This is a genomic window from Serratia sp. MF1(2023) (assembly GCF_030954545.1).
GTDB classification, from domain to species: Bacteria; Pseudomonadota; Gammaproteobacteria; order Enterobacterales; family Enterobacteriaceae; genus Serratia; species Serratia sarumanii.
In genome coordinates this window covers 1-12,278 of sequence record NZ_JAVHUX010000017.1, presented here as the reverse complement: position 1 = coordinate 12,278, position 12,278 = coordinate 1, and the positions used below count along the sequence as shown (strand labels likewise).

Here is a 12,278-nt window from a genome sequence, read left to right as displayed (position 1 = left end):
CCCCGCTCATTCAGCGGGGCTTTTTGTTGCCGGCTAGCGGCGCATTACAGCGGATCGACCTTCAGGCACGAAACCGCATGGCGGAAACTGCCCTCCAGCAGCGGACGCGTCTTGGCGCACTCCGGCCCAGCGATCGGGCAGCGGGTGCGGAACACACAGCCGGTCGGCGGGTTGATCGGCGAAGGCAGCTCCCCTTCCAGCAACTGGATCTGCTTTTCCTTCTCCTTGTCCGGATCCGGGATCGGCACCGCCGACATCAGCGCTTTGGTGTAAGGGTGCTGCGGATTGTGGTACACCTCGTCATAGGTGCCCAGCTCCACCGCATGGCCCAGATACATCACCAGCACGCGATCCGAAATGTGCTTCACCACCGCCAAGTCGTGGGCGATAAAGATCAGTGACAGCCCCATCTCGCGCTGCAGCTGCTGCAGCAGGTTCACCACCTGCGCCTGAATCGACACGTCCAGCGCGGAGACCGGTTCGTCGCAGATCACCAGCTTCGGCTCGAGGATCAGCGCGCGCGCGATGCCGATACGCTGGCACTGGCCGCCGGAAAACTCGTGCGGGTAGCGGTTGATCAGGTTAGGCAGCAGGCCGACCTTCAGCATCATCGCCTTGACCTTGTCCTTCACTTCCTGACGCGGCATTTTCGGGTAGTAGGTGCGCAGCGGCTCGGCGATGATCTCGCCGATGGTCATGCGCGGGTTGAGCGACGCCAGCGGATCCTGGAAAATCATCTGGATATCGCTGCGGGTTTTGCGCCAGTCGGCGTCGCTCATGCCCAGCAGATCTTTGCCCAGCCAGGCGACGCGCCCGCTGGTGGCCTTCACCAGGCCGATGATGGCGCGCGCGAAGGTGGATTTGCCGCAGCCGGACTCGCCGACCACGCCCAGGGTTTCCCCCTCGAACAGCCGCAGCGTGACGCCATCGACCGCTTTCAGGGTTTTCGGCGGCTGCCAGAACCACTGTTTGTCGTCATGAATGTCGAAGTGCACTTTCAAATCGGCCACTTCGAGCAGCACTTTCTTGTCGGTTACCGCTGTCATACCAACGCCTCCACCGGTTTAAAGCAGGCGCGCAGGCGCCCTTCCCCAAATTGCTCCAACGGCGGAGCGCTCGCACACTGCTCCATGGCGTACGGGCAGCGCGGTTGGAACGGGCAGCCTTTCGGCAACCGCAGCAGGTTCGGCGGGTTGCCGGGAATGGTCAGCAACGCTTCGCCTTCGGCGTCGAGGCGCGGCACCGCGTTCAACAGGCCGATGGAGTACGGATGGCTCGGCTGGTAGAACACCTCGCGCGCGCTGCCGTATTCCATGGTGCGGCCGGCGTACATCACCAGCACCTTGTTGCAGATGCCGGCCACCACGCCCAGGTCGTGGGTGATCATGATGATGGCGGTGTTGAATTCGCGCTTCAGTTCGTTGAGCAGCGTCATGATCTGCGCCTGGACGGTCACGTCCAGCGCGGTGGTCGGTTCGTCGGCGATCAGCAGCTTCGGCCGGCACAGCAGCGCCATGGCGATCATCACGCGCTGGCGCATGCCGCCGGAAAACTCGTGCGGATACATGCGCATGCGCTTGCGCGCTTCCGGCATTTTCACCGCGTCGAGCATGCGTACCGACTCTTCGAAGGCTTCGCTTTTGCTCATTTTCTTATGCAGCATCAGCACTTCCATCAGCTGTTCGCCAACGCGCATATAAGGGTTGAGCGAGGTCATCGGGTCCTGGAAGATCATCGAGATCTCTTCGGCCCGCAGCTTGTTGAGCTGATTTTCCGGCAGGTTGAGAATTTCACGGCCGTTGAATTTGGCCGAACCGCCGATGCGGCCATTGCTGGCCAGCAACCCCATCAGGGCGAACGCGGTCTGCGATTTGCCGGAACCGGATTCACCGACGATGCCCAGCGTTTCGCCGGCGCGCAGGTCGAAGTTCAGATCGTTCACCGCCGTCACGTCGCCGTCCGGGGTGGAGAACGTGACGCGCAGGTCTTTCACGTCCAGCAGCGGCGACGTTTTGACGCCGGCGCCGGTTTGCAGTTGAGGATGTTCAATGGTGCTCATGATTGCACTCCTTAACGATCTTTCGGGTCGAGGGCGTCACGCAGGCCATCGCCGATAAAGTTGAAACAGAACAGAGTGACAACCAGGAAACCCGCCGGGAACAGCAGCAACCACGGTGAAACTTCCATTGAGTTGGCGCCGTCGCTAAGCAATGCGCCCCAGCTGCTGAGCGGCTCCTGCGTGCCCAGCCCCAGGAAGCTGAGGAAGGATTCGAACAGGATCATGCTCGGCACCAGCAGCGAGGCATACACCACCACCACGCCGAGCACGTTCGGCACGATATGCCGCAGCACGATATTGCGCGTGGAGACGCCGCACACCAGCGCCGCTTCGATGAACTCCTTGCGCTTCAGGCCGAGGGTTTGGCCGCGCACGATACGCGCCATATCCAGCCACGACACCATGCCGATCGCCACGAAGATAAGCAGGATGTTCTGGCCGAAAAAGGTCACCAGCAGGATCACGAAGAACATGAACGGGAAGGAGTTAAGGATCTCCAGCAGGCGCATCATCACCGAGTCGACCTTGCCGCCCAGATAGCCGGACATCGCGCCGTACAGGGTGCCGACGATCACCGCCACCAGCGCCGCCGCCACGCCGACCATCAGCGAGATGCGCCCGCCGATCGCCACGCGCACCAGCAGATCGCGCCCGGAGGAGTCGGTGCCGAAATAGTGCCCCGATTCCACGCTTGGCGCGGCGGACATCATCGCCCAATCGGTATCGTCGTAGGCAAATTGCGACAGCATCGGCGCCAGCACCACAAACAGCGTGATCAACACCAGAATGAACAGGCTGCTGACCGCCGCGCGGTTGTGCATAAAGCGCCGGCGCGCGTCTTGCCACAGGCTGCGTCCTTCCACTTCCAGCTTCTCGCTGAAGTGTTCCAGAGCTTCGCTGTTCTTTTTAGTCAACATCATTCGCGTGCTCCAGATTAATAACGGATTTTCGGATCGATGACCGCATACAGCACATCGACGATCGCGTTGAACAGAATGGTCAGTGCGCCCACCAGAATGGTCAGGCTCAATACCAGGGAGTAGTCGCGGTTCAGCGCGCCGTTAACGAACAGCTGGCCGATCCCCGGCAGACCGTAGATGGTTTCGATCACCATCGAACCGGTGATGATGCCGACGAACGCCGGGCCCATGTAGGACAGCACCGGCAGCAGCGCCGGCTTCAGCGCGTGGCGGAAAATGATGCGACGCATCGGCAAGCCTTTGGCACGCGCGGTGCGGATGAAGTTGGAGTGCAGCACTTCAATCATCGAGCCGCGCGTGATACGGGCGATGCTGGCAATATAGGCCAGCGACAGCGCCACCATCGGAAGGATGATGAATTTAGGCGCGCCGCCGTTCCAGCCACCGCCCGGCAGCCATTTCAGCGTGATGGCGAAGATCAGCACCAACAGCGGCGCCACCACGAAACTGGGTATCACCACCCCGGTCATGGCGAACCCCATCACCGTGTAGTCCCATTTGGTGTTCTGATTCAGCGCGGCAATCACGCCTGCGCTCACCCCCAGCACCACCGCCAGCAGAAACGCGGCCAGGCCGAGTTTGGCGGACACCGGGAAAGAGCCGGCGACCAGATCGTTGACCGAATAGTCCTTGTATTTAAAGGACGGGCCGAAGTCTCCCTGCGCAAGCTGCGCCAGATAATGACCGTACTGTTTCCAGATCGGGTCGTTCAAATGATATTTGGCCTCGATATTCGCCATAACTTCCGGCGGCAATGCGCGTTCCCCGGTAAATGGACTGCCGGGCGCCAGGCGCATCATGAAGAATGAGATGGTGATAAGGATAAATAGTGTCGGGATCGCTTCCAGCAAGCGACGAAGTATAAATTTAAGCATTGCCCTAACCCTGTGCGACAGCCTGATGACGGCTTATTATTCTCAACATGGGCCGGCGGCCTGCGCCGCCGGCTCTTACCGTATCAATGCTTGATGATGTACAGGTTTTTGTCGTACACGTTATCAAGCGGGTCTTTGCCGGTGTAGCCACCGACGTAAGGTTTCACCAAACGGGCGTTCACGTAGTAATACAGCGGAACGATGGCGGAATCCTTATCCAGCTGAACTTCCGCTTTCTGATACAGATCGGCGCGCTCGTCTTTGGTCTTCGCGGTCAGCACGTTGGCCATCAGCTTGTCGAACTCGGCGCTCTTGTAGTGCGGGGTGTTACTGCTGCTGTCGGACAACATCATGTTCAGGAACGAACTCGGTTCGTTGTAGTCGGCGCACCAGCCGGCGCGCGCCACGTCATAGGTGCCCTGATGGCGGGTATCCAGGAAGGTTTTCCACTCCTGGTTCACCAGCTTCACGTCCACGCCCAGGTTTTTCTTCCAGATGGAGGCGGCGGCGATCGCCAGCTTCTTGTGCAGGTCTGAAGTGTTGTACAGCAGGGAGAAGGTCAGCGGTTTGCCCGGGCCATAGCCGGCTTCCGCCAGCAGTTTCTTCGCCGCTTCGTTGCGTTTTTCCTGCGTCCAGCCGAACCACTCCGGCGGGGTCAGCTTGGCGCCGTCGGTGTATGGCGGCGTAAAGCTGTAGGCCGGCAGATCGCCCTGGTTTTTCACCTTGTTGACGATGATGTCGCGATCCATGCCCAGCTTCAGCGCTTCACGCACGCGCGCATCGGTGAACGGTGCCTTCTGGTTGTTGATTTCGTAGTAATAGGTGCACAGGTAAGGATCGACATGCACCTCTTTCGGGATCTCTTTTTTCAGCTTCTGGAACAGTTCGATCGGCATGTTGTTGTAGGTCATGTCGATTTCGCCGGTGCGGTAGCGGTTAACGTCGGTCACTTCCGACGAAATAGGCAGGAACGTCACTTTATTGATGATGGTTTTGGCGTTATCCCAATATTCCGGGTTGCGTTCCAGTACGATGCGTTCGTTGACAATCCAGTCTTTCAGTTTGTAGGCGCCGTTGCTGACGTAGTTGGCCGGCAGCGTCCACTTCTCGCCAAACTTCTCCACCGCGTCTTTGTAAACCGGCTTCATGGCGTAGTGCGGGGTCATTTCAACCAGATAAGGCACCGACTCGCTCAGGGTCACCTGGAAGGTGTGGTCGTCGATGGCCTTCACGCCCAGCGTCGACTTGTCTTTTTTACCGGCGATGATGTCATCGACGTTTTCCACATGGGCGTACTGCAGGTAGCTGGCGTAAGGCGACGCGGTTTTCGGATCCACCACGCGCTGCCAGCTGTAGACGAAATCTTGCGCCGTTACCGGCTTGCCGTTGGACCATTTGGCGTCTTTACGCAGGTGGAAGGTCCAGACTTTGAAATCCTTGTTATCCCAGCTTTCCGCGACGCCCGGCACGATGGAACCGTCCGGGCTGTTGTTCGCCAGGCCTTCCATCAGATCGCGGGTGACGTTGTTTTCCGGCACGCCCTCGATTTTGTGCGGATCCAGCGACTGCACTTCGGAACCGTTGTTTTTGACGATTTCTTGCTTGTCGGCCAGCTGCACGCCTGCAGGAACGTCGGCGGCAAAGGCGGAGGTGGTTGCTGTGATGCCCAGCGCGGCGATGACGCCGGCGGCAATGAGCGTTTTCTTCGTGATGTTGGTCATACTTATCGACTCCAGTTTTTTATTATCACAGGCTCTTCGTGGAACCTGCGTTGCCCGTAAGCGGACTCTGTTTTCCCGCCGCCGCGGAACGAATGCGGCGGCCGGCCTTCCCTATATTCCTCAGCGAACTAGCGCCAGGAATACCCCTTTTACTGCTTGATAATGTACAGATTTTTAACGTCGGTATAGTCCAGCGGATCTTTGCCGGTGAACCCGCCCACCGTCGGCTTGATCAACCGCGCGCTGACGCGGTAATAAACCGGGACCAACGCGGAGTCTTTGTCCAGCTGCGCTTCCGCCTGCTGATAGAGCGCGGCGCGCGCGGCCTCATCCGGCGCCTTCAGCGTGGCGGCCATGATGGCGTCGAACGCCGGGCTCTTATAGAACACGGTATTGATGCTGCTGTTGGACAGCACCAGGTTCAGGAACGCGCTGGGCTCGTTGTAATCCCCGCACCAGGTGGCGCGCGCCACGTCGTATTGCCCCTGATGGCGGCTCTCCAGCGACGTTTTCCATTCCTGGTTGCGCAGCGTGACCTCGGCGCCCAGGTTCTTCTTCCACATCGACGCAGCGGCGATCGCCTGCTGTTTGTTTTGATCGGAGGTGTTGTACAGCAGCGAGAATTTCAGCGGCTTGGCGTCGCTGTAGCCCGCTTCCGCCAGCAGTTTCCTGGCTTCGGCGTTGCGCTGTTCCTGGCTCCAGCCGGCCCACGCGGGCGGCGTGAAGTTAGCGCCTTCCGTGAAGGTCGGCGTGAAGCTGTAGGCCGGGATCTGCCCCTGGCCCATGATCTTGTTGGCGATGATGTCGCGATCCAGCGTCATCTTCACCGCCGTACGCACGCGCGCATCGGTGAACGGCGCCTGCTTGTTATTGAGCTCGTAATAGAAGGTGCACAGATAAGGGTTAACGTGCAGCTGTTCAGGCATTTCGCGTTTCATCTTGACGTACAGGTATGGCGGAATGGCGCTGTTGGTGATATCGATCTCGCCGCTGCGGAAGCGGTTAACGTCGCTGACTTCCGAGGTAATCGGCAGGAAGGTCGCCTGATTGATCACCGTCTGCTTGTTGTTCCAGTAGCTCGGGCTGCGCTCCAGCACGATGCGCTCGTTCACCACCCACTCTTTCAGGCGGTAAGCGCCGTTGCCGACGTAGTTGGCAGGCAGCGTCCATTTATCGCCGAATTTCTCCACCACCGCCCGTTTGACCGGTTTGAGCGACGTGTGGCTCAGCATGCTGATGAAATACGGCACCGGCTCGCTCAGCGTCACCTGCAGCGTTTGATCGTCCAGCGCCTTGACGCCGAGGGTCTGCGGGCTCTTCTTACCGGTCAGGATGTCGTCGATATTCTCGACTTTGGTGTATTGCAGGTAGCTGGCATAGGGCGAGGCGATTTTCGGATCGGCCAGACGCTGCCAGCTGTAGACGAAATCTTGCGCGGTCACCGGACTGCCGTCGCTCCACACCGCGCCGGGACGCAGGTGGAAAGTCCACTGCTGATAATTCTGGTTTTCCCAGCTCGCCGCCGCCGCCGGCACCACATGCCCGTTGGCGTCGGTGCTCACCAGCCCTTCCAGCAGGTTAAGAATGATATTGCTTTCCGGTACGCCCTCGACCTTATGCGGATCCAATGAAGCCACTTCGCTGCCGTTATTGATCACAATATTCTGCTGCTGCGCCAACTGAACGCCGGCCGGCACCTGCGCCGCCCAACCGCTATTTACGGCGCCGACGCTCAGCGCGCCGCTAATCAACAAGGTCAAAGAAGTACGCTTCAGGGTTTGCTGCATAATCGAGGCTCCTTTTCACCGACAAGCATCGCTTATCGAAGTTTGTGAAGTGTTTATAAGAATTCTAAATAAACGGATACCAGCAAAAATCATTCCCGTTTTTATGGCGCATTTCAGTTAATTGACCACGGGAAAGTTGCTCGGAAATTAGCAGAAGCCAAATTCCATAGCCAATAAATTTTACGAAAATGTTAAGCAATTCTCTTTTATCGCACGAAGCCCGATCCGTCCCCTGCGTTCGAGGCCAAGAAAAACCAATGTCATTGATATGATTTTAAAGGCAAAAAAACCGAATTCATTTCAATTGAAACCGTCAGCACGATCTCACTGCCGCGAAAAGAAACATTCAGTTAACAATCCAATCATTCAAAGAACAAACACCTGTCTACGGGCGGTTAATCACTAATAACACCTGGATGAAAGTGAGACAAGCCCCACAGAATGATGTGACTAATTTAACAACAGCTTTACCGTTGAACGGGGGCAAAATGCGCGAAAAGGGGGGAGGAAAAGTGTTTGAAATAGCGCTCAGCGTTTTTTTTGAGCAGCAACATGAGATTTATGCAACATAAGAGTGCAACGGCATAATTTTTATTCACTCTGTGCACTATAATAATGCGAACCAATAAATAATTTAAACTTTAAAATTAATTTTAGCCGCGCCGACGCGAAAGGTACGCGGCTAAACAAAGGGTATTACAACAGGCCGGGGAATATCGCCTTAATGCCGGTAACGATAAACTCGATGCCGAGCGCCATCAGCAGCAGACCCATGATACGGGTGATCACGTTGATGCCGGTCTGCCCCAGCAAACGCACCAACAGCGGCGCGGCGCGGAACAACAGCCAGCAACAAAAGGCGAACAAGGCGATCGCCACCGTAAAGCCGAGCAGGCTTTGCCAGTTGTGATAACGGGAACTCCACACGATGGTGGAACTGATCGCCCCCGGCCCCGCCATCAGCGGCAGCGCTAGCGGCACCACGCCGATGCTTTCGCGGATCGCGCTCTCCGATTTCTCCTGCTTGTTTTGCTTGTCTTCCCCCAGCTTGCCGCTGATCATCGACATGGCGATGGTCACCACCAGAATACCGCCGGCGATGCGGAACGAATCGATAGAGATGCCGAACATCCGCAGGATCCCTTCGCCCAGGAACAGCGACGTCCACAAAATGATGGCGACCGACAGGTTGGCGGTCAGGTTGGTTTTATTGCGCCCCGCTTCCGCCTGGTAGCTGGTCATGCTGATAAACACCGGCAAAATGCCCACCGGGTTGACCAGCGCAAACAGACCGACAAAGAACTTGATAAAGCCGGAAAGATCCAACAGAGATTGGCCCACAGATGCTCCGCATTAATCGCTATAAAAAAGGTGTGCTGCCTATGCGCGCTAATGTAATGGAATTGGCGCGGGTAATCCATCCGGCCCAAGCAGCATTTTTGACTGTCAGCAAGTTATGCAACGAAACAAATGCCCTTTGTTAAAGTGATGTATGGCCTTTTGATTTTTTATGTTGAAAAAAGAGTCATCGCTCACAGTTATCAAGAATGATTCCCAACACCGGCAAGCTGAAAGGTGTCAGCTTGCACTTTTCATGATTTAGATCACAAATCGACTACCCAACAGTAGGTAAGCTCTTAGTCGTAGTCAGGGAGTAGAACAAAGTCGGCGGCAGCCCAGCCGGTTCCCTTCTCCTCACTGCCTGCCCCTCCGGTTGGCGTAGGGTGAAGCTCTTTAAGCAAATCAGCAGCATGCGAAGAAATAACGCGGGAAAGCCCCGGTATTCAAATCACCGTTTATTCCCGTTATGACTATACTAGTGGCTCGCACGGCTTATTTACTGAAAGAGTTTAACATTATCAGGAGAGCATTATGGCTGTAACGAATGTCGCTGAACTGAACGAGCTTGTCGCACGTGTCAAAAAAGCCCAGCGCGAATATGCCAACTTCACTCAAGAGCAAGTGGATAAAATTTTCCGCGCTGCCGCCCTCGCCGCTGCTGATGCCCGTATCCCGTTGGCCAAAATGGCCGTGGAAGAATCCGGAATGGGTATCGTCGAAGACAAAGTGATCAAAAACCACTTCGCTTCCGAGTACATCTACAACGCCTATAAAGATGAAAAAACCTGTGGCATCCTGTCTGAAGATGACACCTTCGGTACCATCACCATCGCCGAGCCTATCGGCCTGATTTGCGGTATCGTCCCTACCACCAACCCAACTTCTACCGCGATCTTCAAAGCGCTGATCAGCCTGAAAACCCGTAACGGCATCATCTTCTCGCCGCACCCGCGTGCGAAAAATGCCACCAACAAAGCCGCCGATATCGTGCTGCAAGCCGCTATCGCCGCCGGCGCGCCGAAAGACATCATCGGTTGGATCGACCAACCGACCGTCGAACTGTCCAACCAGCTGATGCACCACCCGGACATCAACCTGATCCTGGCCACCGGTGGCCCGGGCATGGTGAAAGCCGCCTACAGCTCCGGCAAACCGGCCATCGGCGTCGGCGCCGGTAATACGCCGGTGGTGGTAGACGAAACCGCAGACATCAAGCGCGTGGTCGCGTCTATCCTGATGTCCAAAACCTTCGACAGCGGCGTTATCTGCGCTTCCGAACAGTCGGTCATCGTCGTCGACTCTATTTATGATGCGGTACGCGAACGCTTCGCTTCCCACGGCGGCTATCTGCTGCAGGGTAAAGAACTGAAAGCGGTGCAGGACATCATCCTGAAAAACGGCGGTCTGAACGCGGCCATCGTCGGGCAATCCGCACCGAAAATCGCCGAGATGGCAGGCATCAAAGTGCCGGCCAACACCAAAGTGCTGATCGGCGAAGTGAAGCTGGTCGACGAGTCCGAACCTTTCGCCCATGAAAAACTGTCGCCGACGCTGGCGATGTACCGGGCCAAAGACTTCGAAGACGCCGTCGCCAAAGCCGAAAAACTGGTCGCCATGGGCGGTATCGGCCACACTTCCTGCCTGTACACCGACCAGGATAACCAAACGGCTCGCATCGCCTACTTCGGCGATAAAATGAAAACGGCTCGCATCCTGATCAACACCCCGGCTTCTCAGGGCGGTATCGGCGACCTGTATAACTTCAAACTCGCGCCTTCGCTGACGCTGGGTTGCGGCTCCTGGGGTGGTAACTCCATCTCTGAAAACGTCGGACCTAAACACCTGATCAACAAGAAAACTGTAGCGAAGCGAGCAGAAAACATGTTGTGGCATAAACTTCCGAAATCGATCTACTTCCGCCGTGGCTCGCTGCCTATCGCGCTGGAAGAAGTGGCGACCGACGGGGCAAAACGCGCCTTCATCGTGACCGACCGTTTCCTGTTCAACAACGGCTATGCCGACCAGATCACCAAGGTTCTGAAGTCTCACGGCATCGAAACCGAAGTGTTCTTCGAAGTGGAAGCCGACCCGACGCTGAGCATCGTGCGTAAAGGCGCCGAGCAGATGAACTCCTTCAAACCGGACGTCATCATCGCGCTGGGCGGCGGTTCGCCGATGGACGCTGCGAAAATCATGTGGGTGCTGTACGAACATCCTGAAACCCACTTCGAGGATCTGGCGCTGCGCTTCATGGACATTCGCAAGCGTATCTACAAGTTCCCGAAAATGGGCGTGAAAGCGAAGATGATCGCTATCACCACCACCTCAGGCACCGGTTCGGAAGTCACGCCATTCGCCGTCGTGACCGACGACACCACCGGGCAGAAATACCCGCTGGCCGACTATGCGCTGACCCCGGACATGGCGATTGTCGACGCCAACCTGGTGATGAACATGCCGAAATCCCTGTGTGCCTTCGGCGGTCTGGATGCGGTCACCCACGCGCTGGAAGCCTACGTCTCGGTGCTGGCGAACGAATACTCCGACGGCCAGGCGCTGCAGGCGCTGAAACTGTTGAAAGAGTATCTGCCGGCCAGCTATAAAGAAGGTGCGAAAAACCCGGTTGCTCGTGAACGCGTGCACAACGCCGCCACCATCGCCGGTATCGCTTTCGCCAACGCCTTCCTTGGGGTTTGTCACTCCATGGCGCACAAGCTGGGTTCGGAGTTCCACATTCCGCACGGCCTGGCCAACGCGATGCTGATTTCCAACGTTATTCGCTACAATGCGAACGACAACCCGACCAAGCAGACGGCCTTCAGCCAGTACGACCGCCCTCAGGCGCGCCGCCGCTACGCTGAAATCGCCGACCACCTCGGCCTGAGCGCCCCGGGCGACCGCACCGCGCAGAAGATTGAGAAACTGCTGGCCTGGCTGGACGAGCTGAAAACCGAGTTGGGCATCCCAACCTCCATCCGCGAAGCGGGTGTGCAGGAGGCGGACTTCCTGGCGAAAGTCGACAAGCTGTCGGAAGACGCGTTCGACGACCAATGCACCGGCGCCAACCCGCGCTATCCGCTGATTGCCGAACTGAAGCAAATCATGCTGGATACCTTCTACGGCCGCGAATTCAGCGAAGCGGTAGAAGAGGAAGCTGCCGCTCCTGCTGCCGCCAAAGCCGCGGTAAAGAAGCCCAAGAAATAACGGTTCCGTGAACCGATAAAAAAACCCGCCACACGGCGTAATGCCGATCGTTTAAGGATCAATTGACCGCTCCGGTAGTTGCTGTAAAAAGGCTCCATGGCATCATCAAGGACCCTTAAAACGGAACGTGCCCAGGCTCTCGGCATTATCAATTTCCCCCCCCCCGAGCGTGCTCGTTCTCTTGCCGCCCAGATCCCCGCTGAAGTTATCCAGCAAGCCCTGACGCTTTCCGCTACCGTCCCCCTACGCACGCGAAAACTCCCTCTGGACTCGATGAGGGGGCTCGGTGTTGGCATGGCGGGGTTCTGCCC

9 protein-coding genes are annotated in these 12,278 nt (G+C 57.3%); 2 read left to right on the top strand and 7 right to left on the bottom strand.

Annotation, left to right across the window (positions count from 1 at the left end; genetic code table 11):
• Positions 1 to 44 precede the first annotated feature (44 nt).
• From oppF to REA38_RS09655, 7 genes are all read right to left on the bottom strand, one after another.
• Complete coding sequence (gene oppF / locus REA38_RS09685; protein WP_025303071.1) at positions 45 to 1,046, bottom strand: murein tripeptide/oligopeptide ABC transporter ATP binding protein OppF; 1,002 nt, start codon at positions 1,044 to 1,046, stop codon at positions 45 to 47.
• Positions 1,043 to 2,059: an ABC transporter ATP-binding protein gene (locus REA38_RS09680; protein WP_033634782.1), complete on the bottom strand. Its 1,017-nt coding sequence runs from the start codon at positions 2,057 to 2,059 to the stop codon at positions 1,043 to 1,045. Before REA38_RS09680 ends, oppF begins: the two co-directional genes overlap by 4 nt.
• A gap of 11 nt (positions 2,060 to 2,070) precedes the next feature.
• Positions 2,071 to 2,979, bottom strand: coding sequence for an oligopeptide ABC transporter permease OppC (oppC, locus tag REA38_RS09675; RefSeq protein WP_033634783.1), 909 nt, complete (start codon positions 2,977 to 2,979; stop codon positions 2,071 to 2,073).
• A 14-nt stretch (positions 2,980 to 2,993) separates the two neighbouring features.
• On the bottom strand, positions 2,994 to 3,914 hold the full coding sequence (gene oppB, locus REA38_RS09670; protein WP_033654356.1) for an oligopeptide ABC transporter permease OppB: 921 nt from the start codon (positions 3,912 to 3,914) through the stop codon (positions 2,994 to 2,996).
• A gap of 83 nt (positions 3,915 to 3,997) precedes the next feature.
• Positions 3,998 to 5,635: an oligopeptide ABC transporter substrate-binding protein OppA gene (oppA, locus tag REA38_RS09665; protein WP_033647597.1), complete on the bottom strand. Its 1,638-nt coding sequence runs from the start codon at positions 5,633 to 5,635 to the stop codon at positions 3,998 to 4,000.
• Positions 5,636 to 5,784: 149 nt separating this feature from the next.
• On the bottom strand, positions 5,785 to 7,422 hold the full coding sequence (locus REA38_RS09660; RefSeq protein WP_033634786.1) for an ABC transporter substrate-binding protein: 1,638 nt from the start codon (positions 7,420 to 7,422) through the stop codon (positions 5,785 to 5,787).
• Between the two features lie 696 nt (positions 7,423 to 8,118).
• A complete protein-coding gene (locus REA38_RS09655; RefSeq protein WP_015378089.1) occupies positions 8,119 to 8,763 on the bottom strand; it encodes a YchE family NAAT transporter in 645 nt (214 codons plus the stop codon).
• Positions 8,764 to 9,294: 531 nt separating this feature from the next.
• On the opposite strand from REA38_RS09655, the gene adhE reads away from it, so the two are divergent.
• Both adhE and REA38_RS24560 read left to right on the top strand, forming a co-directional pair.
• Entirely contained in the window at positions 9,295 to 11,967 is a 2,673-nt protein-coding gene (gene adhE / locus REA38_RS09650) for a bifunctional acetaldehyde-CoA/alcohol dehydrogenase (RefSeq protein ID WP_033634787.1), read from the top strand.
• A 96-nt stretch (positions 11,968 to 12,063) separates the two neighbouring features.
• The coding region (locus REA38_RS24560) for a transposase domain-containing protein (protein ID WP_374213782.1) at positions 12,064 to 12,278 on the top strand (215 nt) is incomplete at its 3' end.